This window comes from Yersinia enterocolitica, assembly GCA_002082245.2.
Taxonomy (GTDB): Bacteria; Pseudomonadota; Gammaproteobacteria; order Enterobacterales; family Enterobacteriaceae; genus Yersinia; species Yersinia enterocolitica_E.
In genome coordinates this window covers 3,662,749-3,683,505 of record NBTC02000002.1, presented here as the reverse complement: position 1 = coordinate 3,683,505, position 20,757 = coordinate 3,662,749, and the positions used below count along the sequence as shown (strand labels likewise).

Sequence of the window (20,757 nt, the reverse complement as noted above, 5' to 3'; positions counted from 1 at the left end):
GCAATGCTAATGGTTTTGGGTATATGTATTAGGCTTCAATCGCCATGCGTAATTTTTTCATCGCGTTTTTTTCAAGCTGACGCACACGTTCAGCAGATACACCGTACTGATCGGCCAGTTCCTGCAACGTTGACTTGTTGTCATCGTCCAACCAACGGGCGCGAATAATATGCTGGCTCCGCTCGTCCAATCCTTCCAACGCATAAGACAATTTATCTGCCGCATGGTTATCCCAGTTATCCTCTTCAATGCCATCAGCAAAATCAGAGGTTTTATCCTGTAAATACAGGACCGGCGCCATGGATTGGCCATCACGTGCTTCGTCATCTGGAGATGGATCAAATGTCATATCCTGTGCGGACATGCGTGATTCCATCTCGCGAACATCTTTACTGGTCACACCCAGTTCTTTGGCAACCAGCTCGACTTCATCCTGATTAAACCAACCCAGACGCTGCTTGGTTTTACGCAGGTTGAAGAACAATTTACGCTGAGCTTTGGTGGTTGCGACTTTGACAATTCGCCAGTTACGCAGAACATATTCGTGAATTTCTGCTTTGATCCAATGTACCGCAAAGGACACCAGACGTACCCCGACTTCAGGGTTAAAACGGCGAACCGCTTTCATCAAGCCAATATTACCTTCCTGAATAAGGTCAGCCTGTGGCAAACCATACCCGGAATAGTTGCGGGCAACATGAGCGACAAAGCGCAGGTGAGACAGGATAAGCTGTTTAGCCGCTCCCAGATCGCCCTGGTAATGCAGCCGTTCAGCCAGCTCCCGTTCTTCCTCTGCGGTCAGCATCGGATAGGCGTTGGCGGCCCGAATATAGGCTTCCAGACTACCTTGGGGTACTAAGGCTAAAGTTTGCATTTCTTTGGTCATTCAAAACCCTCTCATTGCATGTTTAGTGCAGTTTTGTCTCAGCGCAGATATTTTAGCATCTGCTTAAACAGATTCAAGCGCTGGGCACATTATCATTTCACTGTGTTATTGGACTGGTTATTGCCGTAAAAGTTCATACTAGATCACACTTTTTGACTCTGGATCTTAGCAGATAACCGGTCAAGCGGATCAAGAAGTGTAGATGGAATTCACTACAGCAAATACCTCTTTCCCTGCTTTAGTTCAACACCGCAGGGAAAGAGTATAACAAACATTCTTTACTGCGGTGTAAATCGACGTAAATGTTGGACCGTTGCCAGCCACGCTGCAATCCAGCCGATCATGGCAGAGATCAACACCAGCAACAGGCACTCATCCCAGCTCAAGCCATGTAAGGTAAATTGGGTACCGAACACCGCTGCCACCTGCGTAACCACCGAGCCAAGCTTCCATACCAGCCCTTCTGATAGGATCAGAGATAACACCGCACCACCAAATCCCAGCATTGCCCCACCGTTCAGGAACGGCCGCAGAATGAACCCATCCGTTGCACCAATCAACTTCATAACATTGATAGTATCGCGGCGGCTAAAGATACTCAGACGCACACTGTTACCAATTACCAGGAACACGGCAACCACCATCAAAACACCAATCATGGCCGCGACCTGCCCGACCAGGCCTGTCAGCGCGGCCAAACGGGCAAACCAGCTATCATCCATGCGGACTTCAGCCACCCCTTCCACCTTACTAACCCGATCACGCAGGGTATCCAGCGTCCCTGAGCTTTGGAAATCCAATTTAGGGGTGATGATGGCAACAGCGGGCAGCGGATTTTCTTCCAGCATATCCAGCGCTCCACCAAAACCGGACCAGTTGCGGAACTCACCCATCGCTTCTTCCCGCGACAGATAATTAACCTTCTCCACACCTGCTTCCGCTTTCAGCGTAGTCACCACGTTCTCAGCTGCGTTATCGTCCAGTGCTTTATCTAAATAGACCGTCAGTTGTGGGGTTGGATACCATTGATCTGCCGCCTGACTGACGTTCTTCCACACGATATAGCATACGCTTGGCAGTGTTAACGAAATGGCAATCACCATCACCGTTAACAGTGTCGCCAATGGCTGGCGCATCATATCGGCAATGGCATTAACCCACGAATAGCGCCACTGTTCACGCCAACCGCCTTTTAGCGCTTTGGTTTTTGCTTTCTGTGCGTTATTCGCCATGATGCGCTCCTAACATCCGCCCCTGACTCAATGTCAGAATCGGGTAGCGCCGCCGGGCAATCAACGACGTATCGTGGGTTGCCATCAACACGGTAACGCCCACACGGTTAAATTCTTCAAACAAACGCAAAATACCTTCGGATAATGCATCGTCCAGGTTACCCGTCGGTTCATCAGCCAGTAATACTGCCGGTTTATTCACTACCGCCCGAGCAATGCCTACACGCTGTTGCTCACCGCCGGAAAGTTGAATTGGGAAGTTTTTCGCCTTATCCAACAACCCTACTTTATCCAGTGCTGCGGATACTCTGCGGCGAATATCTTCAGTGCTGGCACCAGCAATAATCAATGGCATAGCGACATTGTCATATACCGTTCTGTCCAACAACAGGTGATGATCCTGGAAGATCATCCCGATCTGGCGACGCAGGAAAGGTACTTCTCGGTTTTTCAAGCGACTTATATCGTGACCACCAAACCATATATGACCGGCACTGGGGCGCTCGATACCACAAATCAGTTTCAGCAGGGTGCTTTTCCCTGCACCGGAATGGCCGGTCAGAAACGCCATTTCCGCTGGGCGCAGATGAAAATCGACCCCTTGGAGCGCCTGTCGTCCGCCCAGATAAGCTTTACTGACCTGTTCAAAGCGAATCATCCGTATTAGTCCTCTCGGGCAAAAAGAGCCTCAATAAAATCGTCAGCCTTAAATGGCCGCAAATCTTCTATACCTTCCCCAACACCGATATAACGGATTGGGATTCCGAACTGATCTGCGATGGCAAAAATCACCCCGCCCTTGGCGGTACCATCCAGTTTAGTTAGGGTAATTCCGGTCAGACCGACTGCTTCATTAAACAGTTTCGCCTGACTCACCGCATTTTGTCCGGTACTGGCATCTAACGTCAGCATAACCTCATGGGGGGCGTCGCCGTCCAGCTTTTTCATCACTCGGACAATCTTCTTCAACTCTTCCATCAGGTGGGCTTTATTTTGTAAACGCCCGGCAGTGTCCGCCAGCAGCACATCAATACCTCGGGCTTTCGCTGCCTGAATAGCATCGAAAATCACCGAAGCAGAGTCTGCACCGGTATGCTGTGCCACCACGGCAATCTTGTTACGATCCCCCCAAACTTGCAGTTGTTCTACCGCAGCCGCGCGGAAAGTATCACCCGCCGCCAGCATGACAGATTTACCTTCAGCCTGGAATTGACGCGCCAGTTTCCCGATGGTGGTAGTTTTCCCCACACCATTAACGCCAACCATTAAGATAACAAAGGGATTTTTGCCACTGACATCCAATGGCTTGTCTACTTTAGACAGAATTTCAGACATTTCCTCTTTAAGCTTGCCATATAACGCTTCGGCATCTTTTAGCTGCTTACGACTGGCATGTTCGGTTAGAGAGGTAATAATTTTACGGGTAGTTTCGACGCCAACGTCGGCGATCAGGAGCTGTTCTTCTAACTCTTCAAACAGATCGTCGTCGATTTTCTTACCACTAAACAGCCCCATAAAACCGGAGCCAAGATTCTGCTTGGTTTTAAGTAAGCTGCGTTTTAAACGAGCAAAAAAACCTTCTTTGGTTGGGCGTTCTTGTTCCTGAACCGCTACCGGCACAATTTCGTTTACCGCTTCAAGCTCTGTTTGTGACTCAAATTCTTCTTCAATTACTGCTGTTTCGCCGCTAACCTCGACCCACGGCTCTTCCACAATAGCTTGTGGCGTAGAGACATCGAGAACCAGGTTATCTTCTGTCAATGGCAGTTCTGGCGCACTGACGGTGCCTTCATCCCATTGAGCAACATTATCGTCTTCATTCTCATGTTGTGAGAAATGATGTTGTAAATACTGAGGATCAGAAGAGAAATCTATCGGTTCTTCAACCCCCTGCGCTGTAGGGTCTACATCCAGCTCAGGCAGAATTTCAGCCGCGGCTTCACTGACAACGGCGCTATCCCATTCACCCGGTGCGGCAGTGACATGCTCTTCTACCTCAACAGGTGGGTGCTCAGATGCTATCTCAATCTGTTTCTCACTGATGGCTTGCTCTTCAGCATGCTCAGCAACACCTTCTTTTTCAGTAGCCAATGGCTCTGTTGGTTGTTCTTCATTCTGACGGCCAAGGCCCAGCCAGGAAAAAAAACCACGTTTTTTTTCTTTTGCCATTTGCGACTACACTCCTCGCGGTTTAATCATGGCTTTACCCTTATGACTTCGGGTTTGCATAAAATAAGATAATAGTTTGCAAGTCTATCACTTTCCCCTGAACAGCAACACGCGCACGATGCTGGTTTCTATTGTGAATTCAGTCAACAAAGGTTTAACGTTTCCCCCACACAGCAGTCGTAGGTAGAATAGCGATTAACTCTTTTATTCAGCGCTGCAATACTGACCAACTTTCAAGCAAAGCAATCTATGGCAAAACGACCTACAACACGATCGACAACCCAACGATCTAGCGCAAAACCGGCGGTACATCAGGCAGCGGGGCAGATCCGCATCATTGGTGGCAAATGGCGAGGCCGTAAATTGCCCGTGCCTGATAGCCCAGGGCTACGCCCAACCACTGACCGGGTCAGAGAGACACTGTTTAACTGGCTGGCACCGATGATTCAGGGTGCCCGGTGTCTGGATTGCTTTGCTGGCAGCGGCGCATTGGGGCTGGAAGCGCTATCCCGTTATGCCGGTGAAGCCATATTATTAGAAGCCGATCGGCATGTCGCCAAGCAACTTGGCAGCAATCTGGCATTATTGAGTGCCGAGAATGGTCAAGTAGTGAATACCAATTCTTTGCAGTGGCTGGCTCAACCGGGGCAGCCTTTTGATCTGGTATTCCTTGATCCCCCTTTCCGTAAAGGCTTGTTAGCTGAAACCATCACACTGCTGGAGCAATATAACTGGCTGGCAGAACAGGCTTGGATTTACGTTGAAGCTGAGGCTGAAAGTGCCGCTGCGGATGTTCCCGGCAGTTGGCAGTTACATCGCGAGAAAATTGCCGGTCAAGTGGCCTATCGTCTCTATATTCGTAATGAACAGACTCACCAACACGCTGTATCAGCGGAAGAACTGGAGCAACACCATGTGGATTAATCTCGGCCGGTTATTGATGTTAGGGGTATGGTTTTTCTTACTGCTAAATCTGTTCCAACCCTTCCCTAAACCATTGAGATACTTTATTAATGTTGCCATGATATTTATGGTTTTGATGCATGGTTTGCAACTGGTTCTACTCAAATCTACACAACCTAAAGATCAACCGATCAGTGGCTTGCAGCAACTTAAAATCTTTGTGTTCGGTGTCTTTGAATTACTGGCCTGGCAAAAGAAGCAACCATCACTGCCTAAAAAATAAACTTATCTGCCGCCTGCAACTTCAAGTCTATTGGATATACCTTGGTTGTAGCGGCAAATTGTTGATTGCAGGCTGACTTATTTGGCGACAGATTTAGTCGGGGACTGACGTCGGGGTAAAACCAATATAGCGGGAGCCTTGTAAACGTAACGTTCCCTGTGCGCCTTGTACAATACTATTATACGCCTGCTGTGGCAGTATCACTTTGATTTCACGGTTACTTTTAACCTCAATACTACTGATAAGTGGCTGGAAAGTAACTTCATAGCGTTTTTCTTCTGCGACAATTTCTTCGCGCTGCCGTGAGCGACGATTGGGCGCTAATACTTCTCGTTTATTAATGACTTCAACTTGTAAACTGCGCACCAGCGCTCGGTCATTTTCTGTATCCTGCCGTTTTTTTTGCCAATACTGACGGGTCGCCAATACGGCTATCAGTACCACCACAGCAATCAATAATAACGGAGGTTTATTCATACACTACCCATCAGGACTTATTGCCCGGCAGATAGGGGAAACTCATCACATTACTGCCCAATTCAGAGATCCGAGCGCTGCCCTTTTCCGTCACGGCATCGATACGAATCACCGAATGAAGAGGAATATAGCTGCGGTTAACACCTGAAAATTCTGTTTTCAGTTTTTCAGTTGAAGGGTCCACCAGCAATGTTGATTGACTATCAAAGACAAAATCAGCAATTTCAATAAACCCAAACAAGTTACTCGGGCCTACCTCACGGACATAGAGCTGATAATTCTTACCGTTATTTATAAATTGAATACGATAAAGCAATTGTTCATTGGCCATGGCGCTACTGCCTCTATCCCTTGATTTAGCGAAAGGAAATCGGCCTTAACATAACATGTGGGCCAAACAACACCAAGATCTCCGCTGGCGGATGGTGCCGCTAAATCTGATTATGCGGACTGTTACGCATTAAGTGGCACAAATCATGCAAATCACAATAGCGTCGCTATCGCTCTTGGCTTCCATCCCTTACACTTGATGAATGTATACTCGGAGTCATTAGCATTACGGATTATCATTACAACACAGGTACTTTCACTAAAACCTGCATAGAAAAAAGGATAAATAATGAGCTGGCCATTCCTTGCCGTATTTTTTTCTGGTTGGTTGTTTGTTGATGCAACTTACCGAGGCCCACGCTGGCAGCGTTGGGTATTCAAACCTGTCACCCTGTTACTTTTACTGTTACTTGCCTGGCAAGCACCTATTCTTGGTCCTGTCGGCTATCTCATTGTCTTGGGCTTACTTGCGACTCTGGTAGCTGATGCATTATTACTGCTACCCAGTGAGCGCTTACTTTATGCTCTGGGCGCATTCTTCCTTTCCCATTTACTCTATACCATCAGTTTTGCCAGCCAGATGACATTCACGCTGTTCTGGCCTCTTCCATTGGTTTTGATCGTGATTGGCGCATTACTGATAGCCACTATCTGGACACGGCTGGAAGATATGCGCTGGCCAGTGATCGCTTTCGTTGGCATGACGTTACTGATGGTCTGGATGGCGGGCGAACAATACTTTGCCCGCAGCACAGATTTAAGCTTCTCTCTGCTGGCAGGTACCGTGTTACTGCTGGTTTCGCATAGCATTTGGCTACTGAATCGCTATCGTTTTTCATTCCGGGCTTCAGATGCAATTGTCGCTGGTTGCTACTTTGTCGGGCATTTCCTGATTGTCCGGTCGCTGTATTTGTAACTAAATCAGTACCGCAATACGTTTTTAGCCGTTTGAGCTGCGTGCTCCACCAAAGGGGCGCGCATTTCAATGCGCTGGATACGCTCACTTTAGTCATACCCTGCCAGGTAGCAAAAATCCCATTTAGCAATTACTCTCATTTCCCTCTTGACTCTGGAGTTGACTCCAAGGTGTAGAGTGCTGCAATACCTGTTACATGCTTTCCAGGAGGCACCATGCATTCACATTCTGAACATCAGCATCCAACGGATACACACAACAACTGTGGCTGTGGTCACACTCATGCCAAACAACAAACCGGTTGCAGCAGCCAGAAAATAACCAGTGCCAGCAATGACAGCTCAGACTCAGTGAGTGAACACTCACATAATGATGGGGGTTGCTGTAGTCAGGGCCAAAGCGATGAGGGTGATGACGAAAGCGACATACTCGCGCCAGCGATATCTGCAGATAACCAGCGCTTCAGTTGGCAGGTCAAAGGGATGGACTGCCCAAGCTGTGCCCGAAAAATTGAAAATGCCGTCAGTAATCTGGTCGGGATTGAAAATGTAAAAGTCCTCTTTGCCACAGAAAAATTAGTGGTTGATGCACGCACAGATATCCGCCCTCAAGTCGTGAATGCAGTCACTCAGGCTGGATTCACTCTGGTCGATACCCAATCAAGCGCAGGAAGTAAAGCCGCTGCGCCAGAATCACGCCTGCGCGAATACTTACCTATCGCATTATTAACCACACTGATGCTTATCAGTTGGGGGATCTCGTTATTCAGCCTTGAACTAAGTGAGTTTGCCTTCACTGCAACCACCATTGTCGGTCTGATCCCGATCACCGCCAAAGCCTGGAAGCTTATCCGCTCTGGGACTCCCTTCGCCATTGAAACCTTGATGAGCGTGGCAGCTATCGGGGCGATGTTTATTGGCGCAACCGCTGAAGCGGCCATGGTATTACTGCTGTTTATGGTCGGCGAACTGCTCGAATCTTATGCCGCAAACCGTGCACGCCGTGGGGTAACTGCCCTGATGGCACTGGTGCCAGAAGAGGCACTGTTGTTAAAAGACGGTGAGCGTAGGCAGGTTCCTGTCGCCAGTTTGCGCCCCGGCGATATCATCGAAATCTCGCCCGGTGGCCGCTTACCCGCAGATGCCGAACTAATGACCCCTTTTGCCAGTTTCGATGAAAGCGCCCTCACCGGAGAATCTATCCCTGTTGAACGTCAGCAAGGCGAAAAAGTTGCGGCCGGGAGCTTATCGGTCGATCGCGCCACTGAAATGCGAGTTATCTCAGAACCCGGCAATAATGCTATTGACCGTATTCTGCAACTAATTGAATTAGCAGAAGAACGCCGAGCACCCATTGAGCGTTTCATTGACCGCTTCAGTCGTATTTATACGCCAGCGATCATGCTGCTTTCAGCGCTGGTCATGTTAGTACCGCCTTTGGCTTTCGCCGAACCTTGGGAAACCTGGCTGTACCGCGGCCTGACACTATTACTGATAGGTTGCCCATGTGCGTTGGTTATCTCCACACCTGCGGCAATTACATCTGCATTAGCGGCGGCAACCCGCCGTGGGGCATTGATCAAAGGGGGAGCAGCACTGGAGCAGTTGGGCCGAATTCAAACGGTTGCCTTTGACAAAACCGGCACCCTGACCGAGGGCAAACCTAAAGTTACCGATATTCTGCCTATAGCCGGTGTGAGTGAAACCCGCCTGTTAGCGTTGGCCGCCGCCGTTGAAGCTGGCTCCCACCATCCGTTAGCGATCGCTATTATGCAACGCGCACAGCAAAACACCCCAATATTGCCACTGGCGAGTGAGCGTCGAGCTCTGGCGGGGGTGGGTGTTGAAGGTGTGGTTAATGGTCTGACGGTGCGCGTCAGCGCCCCCAGTAAGTTGCCCCCACAGTTATTGACTGCTGAGTGGCAAACACAGCTCGACCAGTTGGAAAGCAGCGGTAAAACAGCCGTCGCCGTGCTGGAAGATGAAACGCTAATTGGTTTATTGGCATTACGTGACACGTTACGAACTGATGCCAGGCAAGCCATTGATGCGCTGAAGAAGTTAGGTATTCAGGGGGTGATGCTCACTGGCGATAATCCACGAGCCGCAGCGGCAATTGCCGGTGAATTGGGGATTGATTACCGCGCCGGATTACTGCCCGCCGATAAAGTGCAAGCGGTTATGGCATTGAATGCGGCACAACCTACGGTGATGGTCGGTGATGGCATCAATGATGCTCCGGCGATGAAAGCAGCCAGTATTGGTATTGCCATGGGTAGTGGCACCGATGTGGCATTGGAAACAGCCGATGCCGCGTTGACCCACAACCGGTTAACCGGATTAGCAGAAATTATTCTGTTATCACGGGCGGCCAACGCCAATATCCGCCAGAACATTACTATCGCACTGGGCCTAAAGGGAATCTTCCTGGTTACCACACTACTGGGCTTAACCGGTCTCTGGTTAGCAGTATTAGCAGATTCCGGTGCTACCGCCTTAGTAACAGCCAATGCGTTACGGCTACTGCGCAAGCGGGATGTTTGAATCAAGCATCGGTTCTGATAATTGGGGCAGAGGCGGGTGTTACTGCGCTTTTGCCCCTTTCTTGACTAAATACCGATACGGCGTCTGCCCGATATCTTGTGCCAACAACTGATGGTCCATAAAACGGCAAAAACCGGGAATATCGCGGGTGGTGGCAGGGTCGTCAGCAATAATCAGTAGAGTTTGGCCATCTTCCATGTGCCGGACCGTTTTTCGCACCATCATCACCGGCTCAGGGCAGCGCAGGCCCAGTGCATCAAGTGTTTTGTCTGGATTGGCAAAAATATCGGTCATGGTGAGTCTCTTGTTGGTCGTTATGGGTTTGCTAGCAGTATAAAGATAAAATATAAGCCCGTGTGCGAAGGCGGATAGTTTACCCCGTCGATTTTTAGGCGCAAGCGACGCTAACGTTTGCGTTAAAATTAGCCATTGCATTCGTTGCGCAAACGCGTATTATGCCGCCGCGTCGCAGAAATTGCGGCACATTCTGTTTGGGTTCCCTCACCCCAATAACCAAAAAGGTCACATTTATGTTTTCGTTTACTGCCCAACAGCGGATGACCGCTTTGGTATGGCTGTCGCTATTCCATATTGTCATCATTACCTCCAGCAACTACCTGGTGCAATTACCGATCGCTATCTTCGGTTTTCATACCACTTGGGGCGCTTTTACTTTTCCGTTTATCTTCCTTGCCACTGACCTGACTGTACGGATTTTTGGTGCTCCTTTGGCGCGCCGGATCATTCTGTCGGTTATGGTGCCAGCGTTGCTGATTTCATATCTGATTTCAGCCCTGTTTTATCAGGGGAGTTGGCAGGGGTTACCGGCATTAACCAGCTTTAACTTGGTGGTAGCCCGTATCGCGATTGCCAGCTTTATGGCCTATGTACTCGGCCAGATTCTGGATGTTCAGGTATTTAACCGCCTGCGTCAGCGCAGTACCTGGTGGGTTGCCCCTACTGCTGCCATGTTCTTTGGCAATATCAGTGACACCATGGCGTTCTTCTTTATTGCGTTCTATCGCAGTACTGACCCATTTATGGCTGCAAACTGGGTAGAAATCGCTTTGGTGGATTATAGCTTTAAGCTGCTGATCTGCATGTTGTTCTTCCTACCCGCCTATGGCGTGATGCTCAATGTATTGCTGAAATATTTTGCCCGACAGACCGAACAGCAAGCACTAAAGCAGGCTACTGCCACTGAACAATAGATTGCTTTTAGCGTCTGAATAAGGTGCGATAAGGCCATACCCAGATTAGTTGGCGTTGCAGGGGTGTCACTAACCCCCTGTAAGTTCAAGTAACAAGGGGATATTAATCATCAATAAAGGGATTCCCATGCATAAAATAACCAAATTTCTTGCTGTCGGTCTGTTGGTTGCAGGATTAAGTGCTTGTGATGGCAACAGCAATAGTAACGTGGGCCAACCGGTCAGCCTGCTGGAAGGCAAAGTGGCCTTCAGCTTGCCGGCAGACTTGTCTGATCAAAGCGGAAAGATGGGCAATCAAGCGAATAACATGCACGTTTACGCCAATAAAACCGGCGATAAAGCAGTTATCGTGATTTTAGGTGATAACACCAATGAAGAACTGGAAGTACTGACAACGCGTTTAGCAGACCAGCAACGCGCCCGTGATGCTAACCTGCAAGTCGTCACCAATAAAGCCATTAAAATTGACGGACAACCGTTCCAGCAGTTAGATAGCATTATTACCAGTGGCGGCCAGAAAGCCTATTCGTCTGTGTTGATGGGTAAAGTCGATAACCATTTGATGACAATACAAATTACGCTGCCCGCAGATAATCAGCAGCAAGCTCAGACTGAAGCCGAATCGATTATTAGCACGCTCAAGCTAAAATAGTATTCCTTAACAGAGCGCGGCTCATCAGCGCTCTGCCTGCATTATCCTTTTCCAAAATTAAGCTAAAGCCAGTGCCAATAAAGTGATGGGATGTTCGCATTTTTTGCTGGTCGACATTTCAATCTGCCACTTACAGGTTTCACAATCGGTAATCACCAAATCAACCCCACTCTCCTCGATTTGCTGGAACAGTGAGGCACCAATCCCTTGCGATGTTGCGTAGTTCTCTGATTTAAAACCGTAAGTTCCGGCAATCCCGCAACACTGCGAATCCAATACCACCAGCTCAATACCGGGGATACGCTGTAGCAAAGCCAGGGTATAGGCCGTCCAGCCCATTTTCTCCATATGGCAAGGTGTGTGATAGGCAATACGCAACGGCGTATTGTTTGCCGAGAACAGCGCTTTCAACGGTAAGTCGCGCCCCTGATCCAATAAGCGGTAGAGATAGCGTGTCGCCAACTCCACTTTGTCGCGCACGGGTGCAGTATCAACATCTAACAAGTGCGGATACTCATCACGCAAGGTAAAGGTGCAACTTGATGAAGTTGCTACTACCGGGATATCCCGCCCGATAACCGCATCAGTCAGGGATTCCAGATTCACCCGTGCCTGTTTTTTCGCCTGCTCAATAAATCCATTAGCAATCAGGGGTACGCCACAGCATTTTTCCCGTTTAAGTAATTGAACGCCAATGTTCATCGCATTGAATACACTGACTAAATCTTTACCTAACTGGGGATGATTGTAATTTACGAAGCAGCCATGGAAAAATGCCACCTGTTCGCTATATTGCTGCTGTTTTTCAGCTTGTTTACGATACCAGCGGCGAAAGGTACCAAACGAGTATTTTGGTAATTCACGCCGATGATCAATTTTCAGCGCTTTATCCAACAAGGCACGCACCGGTTTCAAACCGGTGACCGCATTCACTACCGGTGCAAACGGTGTTGAGAGGGTGCCCATGATATCGGTATGACTGAGGATCGCATCGCGCAGTTTGGGTTTATTGCTGCTGTAACTGGCTTTAGCACGTTGGATGATGTCGCCGATTTTAACATCGGACGGGCATGCCACTTCGCAACGTTTGCAGTTCGTGCAATATTTCAATGCATCGTCATACAGTGCCGGATCTTTCAAACGTAAGCGCTCACCATCAGGGCCAGCCTGCTTCGGCCCCGGATAAAGCGGGTTAACCTTGGCGACCGGGCAATAAGTGGTGCACACCGTACACTTAATACAACTTTCAAAACTGTTATCCCGTGCCAAGTGTTTATCCTGCGGCAAATGTTGATTCTGAGAAAAAGTGTTGCTGTCTCCGTTCTGCGGTAACCACGTCATAATGTCACCTCCATTGCGTTGACAATCTGCTCTGCAACAAACAGTGCGCTGGTTAGTGAAACCCCTGCGCCACAGCCTTGTTGCAACGGATCGTATCCCCCCAGTACCGCACCGATAACATGTAGATTATCCAGTGCAATACCCCCACGTAGCGCCCGTAACCGGTTATCAGTGTTAACTCCAAATTGCAGATAAGGCTGGGGCGCAAACATATTGCTGCGGCTCCAGTCGGCACGGTTCGGTAGCGATAAAATATCCAGATCCAGTATCGGTTCGTAAACATGCTCAAAAGTGGCCACTAACCCATTGCTAAAGAAGCTACCGCTGGCCAGCACCATCTGGGCGGCACGCAACGGAATATCGCCATGGTTACGGCTATAAAGCCCAGTAATCCGGTCCCCCACCAGCTCAGCACGTAATACCGCATCACCGGGCATGACAATGCCCCCCAATTGCTGGAAGCGATGGCGCAGAGCCTGATGTAATCGCATACCAAGTAACGACGGTGGTAGCGTCGGCAGCAGTTGAATGGGTTTCCCGACTGCGGCTCGCAATGCTTCCAGTGGCGCAGACACATCCAGCCCGATACAAGCTGGCAGCAAAATCATTTCTGCTGCTGATGACAGACGGGATAACTCATCCGCCAGCGGTTGCAGGTTTTCTGGTAAATCCAGCACACGAGCAATATTGACCGCACGAAATTCGCTAGGGTTATCCCGCAGACGATCAAGCGCCGGTAAATGCAGATAATCTGGCGTCGCATCAACACCTTGCTCTTGTAAGGCGCTGGCAACCATTTGTGGTTGGAAATCGAGGAAACCTTCAATACCAATTACCGCGACTTTTTGCCACGGCAGCGGGCCTTCCAATGGTGCAACCGGGATATCCGCCGGGCTGAGCCAGGTTGGCCGGCAACTGCCCAACGGCGTAAGCCGCAGGTGGTTCTTCGCCGCGCTGCCCACCAATTTCAGGCCGCACCGCTGTAAAAGAGATTCAGCTTCTTGTGCTAATTCACCCACTTGTGCCACTTGCCCCATCTTGCTATAGGGGTGTTCAGGCGCTAATTCAGCCAAGGTCGCGAGTGCGGATAACGGCTGGCTGACTGCCTGCCCATCCGGTAATTTTGCCAATAGATCCAAAGAGCCGGAGGAAAAGTGCAGCGCATTTTGCCCGGCGCTGACAATCGCACAATATTTGCCTTGCTCAGCCAGGCGGATACCGCACGCCAGACCAGCCAAGCCACCACCGATGATAATGACATCAAATTTCATCTGGTTTCTCCTGAACGTTGGCCGCAGACGGGGTGTCATCCAGACCACACAGCCCTTGATAAACCCAGTGCGTAAATTCACTCTCCCGCAAAGCATCGCCCCAAGCTATCGGGCGCACACCTTTCCAACGCTCATTAAGAAATTGCACCAGCTGTTCACGGGATTGCTGCGGCGTGGTCACTTTAAAGCGGCTGAGTAAACCCGCGGCCCGGCAGGCACAGAGTTCACCCTGACAGGTCCCCATGCCAACACGGGTACGACGACGTAAATCCAGTAGGTTATTGACCGATAGCGATTCAATCGCATAGCGCACTTCGCCGGCAGTCACTGCCTCGCATTCGCACACCAGGCTATTATCCAGCCGGTTTCCGGCCAATAGTTGTGTCGCGCGATCCCCATGGCGATAAACCGCTGAGCCACGAATACTGGCAGGCAGAGAAATGACTTTGCTGAGAGTTTGCTCCGCTGATTGCTGTGAACCGGGTAGTGGCGCTTGGGCGGTGGTACAGGCTGCGGTAATACCTAATTTTTCACACACTTTATCTGTTGCCCACTCCGCCATCAGACGGTAGGTCATCAGCTTGCCACCGGTAATGGTGATAAAACCTTCCAGACCATCGCGGTTAGCATGATCCAGTAACACAATGCCACGGCTGACATTGCGCCCCGACGGGTCATCATCACTGGCAACCAGCGGCCTGACACCGGCGTAAGCACGTAAGATGCGCGTTTGCGCCAACTGGGGTGAAAGTTTTGATCCTTCGCGGATTAAGGTATCCACCTCTTGTGCCGTTACTACCATATTATCGATTTGATCGTATTCAATATGGGTTGAGGTCGTCCCGATCAATGAGATGGTGTCGCCCGGAACCAAAATATCAGCATCAGCCGGTTTACGACAGCGGTTGATCACCATGTTGTTGATCCGATGACCCAAGATCAACAGAGCACCTTTTGCCGGAAACATGCGGATACGAAGATCAGCATATTCAGCAATATGTTGCCCCCAGATCCCCGCAGCGTTGACCACTATTTGTGCATGAATATCATACTGGCGCTGATTCTTATGATCGAAAACGCGCACGCCGCTCACCCTATCACCGTGGCGTAGCAAGCCAATAACTTCGTGATAAGTCAGTACATTCGCACCGTGCTCACGCGCATCCAGCATATTCGCGGCAGTTAAACGGAAGGGATCGACGGTACCATCTGGCACGCGGACGGCAGCAATCAATGTCGGATTAGCAGCAGGCTCCAGCCGTAAGGCCAGCTTTGGATCAATGGCTTCGGCCTCGATACCGGCGTCCTGGCAGCGCGCGATAAATTGCTGCTGATATTCCAGCGAGTCTTCCGGCAACGTGATAAACAGGCCATCCGTTTGCTCAATACAATGGCGTGCAATACGTTTCAGAATACGGTTTTCTTCAATACATTCGCGGGCAGATTCGCCATCAGTTACCGCATAGCGTGCGCCGCTGTGTAGCAAGCCATGGTTACGGCCAGTCGCACCAGTGGCAATGTCATGCCTCTCCAAGAGCGTACAGGCTAAACCACGGCGAGCGCAGTCACGGGCAATCCCGGCACCGGTCGCACCACCACCAATGATGATGACATCCGTTTCTGTGTAAGGAGAACTGTTCGTCATGAAGGACCCCACATTATCAGACAGCCGCCTGGCGGCTAATTATGCGTCTATTGAGCCACAATCTTTAAGGTTATTGTTTGATAAGGAACAAAAACGAACGAAAAACGAAAGCAATGTGGTGTTTAAAAACCATGATTGTGATCAAAGTCACAGGTAATTTGTCATTGTGGGTTTCAAAATGTTAACCAATCGCTCAAAATTGCCGCCGCTTTCATATAACTGTAACAAATGAGCCATCACTCACAGATAAGTTATGCGAATTTATCTAGCATGGCGCTCGTTATGGAACATAAACGACAGCAAGTTAGCCGTTTAACTACCGGGTAGATACCAGGCTATACCGGGGTCAAAAACTACAAAAAAGCCATCGGAGGCACTCATGTTGAGTATTTTTAAGCCCGCGCCGCATCAGGCCCGGCTTCCAGCAGAACAGATTGATCCCACCTACCGCCGCCTACGCTGGCAAATCTTTATGGGCATCTTTTTCGGTTACGCCGCCTACTATCTGGTGCGTAAAAACTTTACTCTCGCCATGCCGTATTTGATCGAACAAGGGTTCTCTCGCGGGGATCTGGGCTTCGCGTTATCGGGTATTTCTATTGCCTACGGTTTCTCAAAATTCATCATGGGTTCGGTTTCTGACCGGTCTAACCCACGGATATTCCTCTCTGCCGGTTTGATTCTCGCCGCCGCCGTGATGCTGTTTATGGGCTTTGTGCCTTGGGCAACATCTAGTATCGCCGTGATGTTCGTGCTGCTGTTCTTATGTGGCTGGTTCCAGGGTATGGGTTGGCCGCCATGTGGCCGTACTATGGTGCACTGGTGGTCGAAGAAGGAACGCGGCAGTATCGTGTCAGTCTGGAACTGCGCCCATAACGTCGGTGGTGGCTTACCACCATTACTGTTCCTGCTGGGGATGGCGTGGTTTAACGACTGGAAAGCCGCACTCTACATGCCTGCTTTTGGTGCCATTCTGGTGGCATTGATTGTCTTTGGTCTGATGCGTGATACCCCTCAATCCGTGGGCTTGCCGCCGATTGAAGAGTACAAAAACGACTATCCAGATGACTACAGTGAAGAAGCAGAAGAAGAACTGACAGCTAAACAGATCTTCATGCAATACATATTGCCCAACAAACTGTTGTGGTACATCGCGATTGCTAACGTTTTTGTTTATTTACTGCGTTACGGCATCCTCGACTGGTCACCGACCTACCTGAAAGAAGTGAAACACTTCGCACTGGATAAATCCTCATGGGCTTATTTCCTGTATGAATACGCTGGTATTCCAGGGACGCTGTTGTGCGGTTGGATGTCCGACAAAGTGTTTAGAGGTAACCGCGGGGCCACCGGTGTGTTCTTTATGACTCTGGTGACTATCGCTACCATCATTTACTGGCTGAACCCGGTCGGTAACCCAGGTATCGATATGGCCTGTATGATCACCATCGGCTTCCTGATCTATGGCCCGGTAATGTTGATTGGCTTACATGCGCTTGAATTAGCACCGAAAAAAGCAGCAGGGACCGCAGCGGGCTTCACCGGCTTGTTCGGTTATCTGGGCGGCTCGGTAGCAGCGAGTGCCATCGTCGGTTATACCGTGGACTACTTCGGTTGGGACGGCGGCTTTATGGTCATGATCGGCGGCAGTATCTTGGCTGTTCTGTTACTGATCGTTGTGATGTTTAGTGAGAAAAAGCATCACGCAGAGCTGGCTAGAAAACAGGGCTTATAAGTTCATCTAGTTACGTTTTTTCAGGCTGTGTCGTTATTGATGGATTTATAGCGACATAGCCTTTTTCATACCCTGAGATTGATAAATGGAGCACTATCAATGCAAACCCACATCAAAACCCTGTTGGCGAGTATTATTCTGGCATCCTCAGTTACCGGTATGGCTCAGGCCACCGAGCAGTCATCAGTAGTCACCAAACCGTCGGCAAGCAAAGTTGTCATCGCACATCGTGGTGCCAGTGGTTATCTGCCGGAGCATTCACTGCCCGCTAAAGCCATGGCCTACGCACAAGGTGCGGATTATCTTGAACAAGATTTGGTGATGACCAAAGATAATGAGTTGGTGGTTCTGCACGACCATTATCTGGATCGCGTGACCGATGTGGCTGAGCGCTTCCCCGATCGCGCACGCAAAGATGGCCGCTATTACGCCATTGATTTTACGCTACCAGAAATTAAATCACTGAAATTTACCGAAGGCTTTGATATTGATAAAGACGGTAAGAAAGTGCAGAGCTATCCGGGCCGTTTCCCGATGGGCAAATCTGACTTCCGTGTACATACCTTCCAGGAAGAGATTGAATTTGTTCAAGGTTTGAATCATTCGACCGGTAAAAACGTTGGGATTTACCCAGAAATAAAAGCACCGTGGTTCCATAAACAAGAAGGGAAAGACATCTCAACCAAGGTGTTGGAAGTACTGAAACAGTACGGTTACACCACCAAGGGCGATAAAGTTTATCTGCAATGCTTTGATGCCAATGAATTAAAACGCATCAAAAACGAGCTGGAACCGAAGATGGGTATGGACCTGAAACTGGTCCAACTGGTGGCTTATACCGACTGGAATGAAACCTACGAACAGAAACCTGATGGCAAATGGGTCAATTACAGTTACGACTGGATGTTCAAGCCAGGAGCGATGAAGCAAGTAGCACAGTATGCCGATGGCATCGGCCCTGACTACCATATGCTGGTGGTTGAAACCTCTACGCCGAATAACATCAAGCTGACCAATATGGTCAAAGATGCGCATGCCAACAATATGATGGTTCACCCGTACACCATCCGTGCGGATAAGCTGCCGAAATACGCGACTAACGTCAATCAGCTATTCGATATTATCTACAATCAAGCGCAGGTTGACGGGGTGTTTACTGACTTCCCGGATCAAGGTGTGCAGTTCCTGCAAAAACAGGGGCAACACCAGTAAGTTGATGCTCTGAGATAACGGAATAAACCAGTGGCGCAATTATGTTTAATGCGCCACTTTTTCGTTTACGAAAAGTTTAATTTACTTCGTTAAATCAGTTAGTTATCTGTTCCTAAAAACATCTTACGCAAATAGTGTGGTACTGCATCATCGGCGTTTGAACCTATCACTTCCAGATTCGGTAACATGTCTTTTAGCCGTTGATGCGCATCACGCATGATGCAGCCTTTGCCAGACATCGACAGCATTTCCAGGTCATTCATACCATCACCAAAAGCGATACATTCTTTCAGTGAATAACCGATAATTTTGGCAACTTGATCAAGCGCATGCCCCTTAGAGACACCGCCGCCCATCACTTCCAGACAGGTTGGGAAAGAAAAACTGACATTAACTCGATCGCCCCAACGTGCATTGATGGCTTCTTCTAAAATCAACAACTTGTCATGATCTTCACAGGTGAAGTAAACCTTACACACACCATCGGTTGGCAGTAATGCAGGTTCAAATACCTGATAATTAAATACCGACTCACGGAAAAATTCTTTCTGTGCCGGGCTTTCACGGTTCATAAACCATTCGTCGTTCAGGTAGACGTTGGTCAGGATATCCGGGTTATTGTGCTCAATATTGTACAAATCACGCGCAATATCTGCATCAAGGTTATGACTAAAAATCAGCTCTCCCGCCGTGTTGTGCACCCGTGCGCCGTTGGAGGTAATCATGAAGGCACTGATTTCCAAGCTATCGCGGATTTGTGCCACATCGATATGATGGCGACCAGTGGCAAACACAAAATGCACGTCGCGCTGCGTCAGCAACTTGAGTGTTTCTTTAGTATATGGCGTTAAAAGATGATCAGGTGATAGCAGGGTGCCATCTAAATCGGAAGCAACAACATGATACATAGCGGTATGTTCTAACCTCTGGTGGCGTCGGAGCCATAATGGCCGACTGATGATTGATGTTGCGCGAAAAAGCGCAATATGGCGCTCAGCGCCTCGGCACGAAGCTGGTCCCGCTCGAACAGGATCTCATGGCGTGCACCTTGAACTCTCTTAGGTTGTCCCCCTTCGCAAGGGTGTCCTGCCAAAGTCATTGCCTGAGAAAAAGCATCATGAGCCGGGTTATGTACTACCCGATCCTCACTGGCTTGTAATAATAGAACCGGCGTGGTTATCTTTTCTGCTTGCGCGATAATTTGCTCACCCACCAGCAGACTTTCTCGGATCCAATGATAGGTTGGCCCACCAAGACGTATTTCCGGTGTATCCGCATATTGGCGTAAATAGCGGCGATATCGCTCACGGCTATGGGTTAACACATTGACCAGATAGGGCAGTGGCCGCCACTGGCCGGTACCAATAGCATAATAGTCGCGCAGCGTTTGATGCCTTTCGGCCCAGTCGACAATGCGGTGAGCCAGCCAGCCGGGCATCGGTAAGTGGATACCAAACATCGGAGCACATAATGCTACCGCATTAAACACATCCGGTTCTCTGGCCAGAAAACGCGTTAGAATTGCACCCCCCATTGAATGAGCCAGGGCAAATCGCTGCTGATAATGGCTATCAGTTATTTCGCGCTGCACTAACTGCGCAAAATCCTCAATATAATCATCAAACTTAATCACATGACCACGGTTACCATCCTCAAGCAAGCGACCCGACCGCCCTTGCCCACGATGATCCAGCACTATCACATCATAGCCTTGCTGAAACAGATCATAAGCCACTTCAGGATATTTAACGTAACTTTCAATGCGACCGGGCACCACCACCACCACTCGAGTGTGTTGTGGTGCACGAAAGCGGACATAGCGAATCGGAATATCATCGACGCCGATAAACTCATCCTCATCTCGCTGTTGCCAAAAATCTAACAGCGGCCCGTTAACAAAAGCAGCAAACTGCTCTTCACGCGTTAACCAGCTATTGTCTAACGGCATAGC

General features: G+C 49.3%; 20 protein-coding genes. 8 read left to right on the top strand and 12 right to left on the bottom strand.

Annotated elements, in window-relative coordinates:
• Positions 1-28: 28 nt before the first annotated feature.
• The 4 genes from rpoH to A6J66_018335 all read right to left on the bottom strand — a co-directional run bounded on the left by rpoH (position 29) and on the right by A6J66_018335 (position 4,287).
• Positions 29-886 (bottom strand): RNA polymerase sigma factor RpoH, encoded by an 858-nt coding sequence (gene rpoH / locus A6J66_018350; GenBank protein ID PNM25956.1) that lies wholly within the window; start codon positions 884-886, stop codon positions 29-31.
• Positions 887-1,164: 278 nt separating this feature from the next.
• A complete protein-coding gene (locus A6J66_018345) occupies positions 1,165-2,118 on the bottom strand; it encodes a cell division protein FtsX (GenBank protein ID PNM25955.1) in 954 nt (317 codons plus the stop codon).
• Positions 2,108-2,776: a cell division ATP-binding protein FtsE gene (gene ftsE / locus A6J66_018340; GenBank protein PNM25954.1), complete on the bottom strand. Its 669-nt coding sequence runs from the start codon at positions 2,774-2,776 to the stop codon at positions 2,108-2,110. The genes A6J66_018345 and ftsE overlap by 11 nt, the downstream gene beginning before the upstream one ends.
• Before the next feature lie 5 nt (positions 2,777-2,781).
• On the bottom strand, positions 2,782-4,287 hold the full coding sequence (locus A6J66_018335; protein PNM25953.1) for a signal recognition particle-docking protein FtsY: 1,506 nt from the start codon (positions 4,285-4,287) through the stop codon (positions 2,782-2,784).
• 249 nt (positions 4,288-4,536) lie between these two features.
• Between A6J66_018335 and rsmD the strand changes: the two genes are divergently transcribed.
• Positions 4,537-5,211 (top strand): 16S rRNA (guanine(966)-N(2))-methyltransferase, encoded by a 675-nt coding sequence (gene rsmD, locus A6J66_018330; protein PNM25952.1) that lies wholly within the window; start codon positions 4,537-4,539, stop codon positions 5,209-5,211.
• Positions 5,201-5,473 carry a DUF1145 domain-containing protein gene (locus A6J66_018325; protein ID PNM25951.1) on the top strand — a complete coding sequence of 91 codons (273 nt, stop codon included), beginning with the start codon at positions 5,201-5,203 and terminating at the stop codon, positions 5,471-5,473. The genes rsmD and A6J66_018325 overlap by 11 nt, the downstream gene beginning before the upstream one ends.
• 93 nt (positions 5,474-5,566) lie before the next feature.
• Here A6J66_018325 and A6J66_018320 read toward each other — a convergent pair whose 3' ends face one another.
• Both A6J66_018320 and A6J66_018315 read right to left on the bottom strand, forming a co-directional pair.
• Complete coding sequence (locus A6J66_018320; GenBank protein PNM25950.1) at positions 5,567-5,950, bottom strand: DUF2500 domain-containing protein; 384 nt, start codon at positions 5,948-5,950, stop codon at positions 5,567-5,569.
• Positions 5,951-5,960: 10 nt separating this feature from the next.
• A complete protein-coding gene (locus A6J66_018315; GenBank protein ID PNM25949.1) occupies positions 5,961-6,281 on the bottom strand; it encodes a DUF1820 domain-containing protein in 321 nt (106 codons plus the stop codon).
• A 288-nt stretch (positions 6,282-6,569) separates the two neighbouring features.
• On the opposite strand from A6J66_018315, the gene A6J66_018310 reads away from it, so the two are divergent.
• Together A6J66_018310 and zntA are read left to right on the top strand one after the other, a co-directional pair.
• Positions 6,570-7,196 (top strand): lysoplasmalogenase, encoded by a 627-nt coding sequence (locus A6J66_018310; GenBank protein PNM25948.1) that lies wholly within the window; start codon positions 6,570-6,572, stop codon positions 7,194-7,196.
• Positions 7,197-7,411: 215 nt separating this feature from the next.
• Positions 7,412-9,739: a zinc/cadmium/mercury/lead-transporting ATPase gene (zntA, locus tag A6J66_018305; GenBank protein ID PNM25947.1), complete on the top strand. Its 2,328-nt coding sequence runs from the start codon at positions 7,412-7,414 to the stop codon at positions 9,737-9,739.
• A 39-nt stretch (positions 9,740-9,778) separates the two neighbouring features.
• Here zntA and A6J66_018300 read toward each other — a convergent pair whose 3' ends face one another.
• Positions 9,779-10,033, bottom strand: a complete 255-nt coding sequence (locus tag A6J66_018300) for a sulfurtransferase TusA (protein PNM25946.1) — start codon at positions 10,031-10,033, stop codon at positions 9,779-9,781.
• Between the two features lie 236 nt (positions 10,034-10,269).
• On the opposite strand from A6J66_018300, the gene A6J66_018295 reads away from it, so the two are divergent.
• Positions 10,270-10,950: a VUT family protein gene (locus A6J66_018295; GenBank protein ID PNM25945.1), complete on the top strand. Its 681-nt coding sequence runs from the start codon at positions 10,270-10,272 to the stop codon at positions 10,948-10,950.
• 127 nt (positions 10,951-11,077) lie between these two features.
• Positions 11,078-11,602, top strand: coding sequence for a DUF1795 domain-containing protein (locus tag A6J66_018290; protein ID PNM25944.1), 525 nt, complete (start codon positions 11,078-11,080; stop codon positions 11,600-11,602).
• A 57-nt stretch (positions 11,603-11,659) separates the two neighbouring features.
• Here the strand turns inward: A6J66_018290 and glpC are convergent, their stop codons facing one another.
• From glpC to A6J66_018275, 3 genes are read right to left on the bottom strand one after another with little or no spacing between them, the layout of a single operon-like run.
• Complete coding sequence (glpC, locus tag A6J66_018285) at positions 11,660-12,943, bottom strand: anaerobic glycerol-3-phosphate dehydrogenase subunit C (protein PNM25943.1); 1,284 nt, start codon at positions 12,941-12,943, stop codon at positions 11,660-11,662.
• Positions 12,940-14,214 carry a glycerol-3-phosphate dehydrogenase subunit GlpB gene (locus A6J66_018280; protein PNM25942.1) on the bottom strand — a complete coding sequence of 425 codons (1,275 nt, stop codon included), beginning with the start codon at positions 14,212-14,214 and terminating at the stop codon, positions 12,940-12,942. The genes glpC and A6J66_018280 overlap by 4 nt, the downstream gene beginning before the upstream one ends.
• The gene (locus A6J66_018275) at positions 14,204-15,859 is read right to left on the bottom strand and encodes an anaerobic glycerol-3-phosphate dehydrogenase subunit A (protein PNM25941.1); all 1,656 of its coding nucleotides are present in this window, start codon (positions 15,857-15,859) and stop codon (positions 14,204-14,206) included. Before A6J66_018275 ends, A6J66_018280 begins: the two co-directional genes overlap by 11 nt.
• A 379-nt stretch (positions 15,860-16,238) precedes the next feature.
• On the opposite strand from A6J66_018275, the gene glpT reads away from it, so the two are divergent.
• Together glpT and A6J66_018265 are read left to right on the top strand one after the other, a co-directional pair.
• Complete coding sequence (gene glpT / locus A6J66_018270) at positions 16,239-17,594, top strand: glycerol-3-phosphate transporter (GenBank protein ID PNM25940.1); 1,356 nt, start codon at positions 16,239-16,241, stop codon at positions 17,592-17,594.
• A 99-nt stretch (positions 17,595-17,693) separates the two neighbouring features.
• Positions 17,694-18,806, top strand: a complete 1,113-nt coding sequence (locus A6J66_018265) for a glycerophosphodiester phosphodiesterase (GenBank protein ID PNM25939.1) — start codon at positions 17,694-17,696, stop codon at positions 18,804-18,806.
• A gap of 98 nt (positions 18,807-18,904) precedes the next feature.
• Here the strand turns inward: A6J66_018265 and A6J66_018260 are convergent, their stop codons facing one another.
• Positions 18,905-19,714 (bottom strand): sugar/pyridoxal phosphate phosphatase YigL, encoded by an 810-nt coding sequence (locus tag A6J66_018260; protein PNM25938.1) that lies wholly within the window; start codon positions 19,712-19,714, stop codon positions 18,905-18,907.
• Between the two features lie 11 nt (positions 19,715-19,725).
• On the bottom strand, positions 19,726-20,754 hold the full coding sequence (locus A6J66_018255) for a lysophospholipase (GenBank protein ID PNM27070.1): 1,029 nt from the start codon (positions 20,752-20,754) through the stop codon (positions 19,726-19,728).
• Between the last annotated feature and the right edge of the window lie 3 nt (positions 20,755-20,757).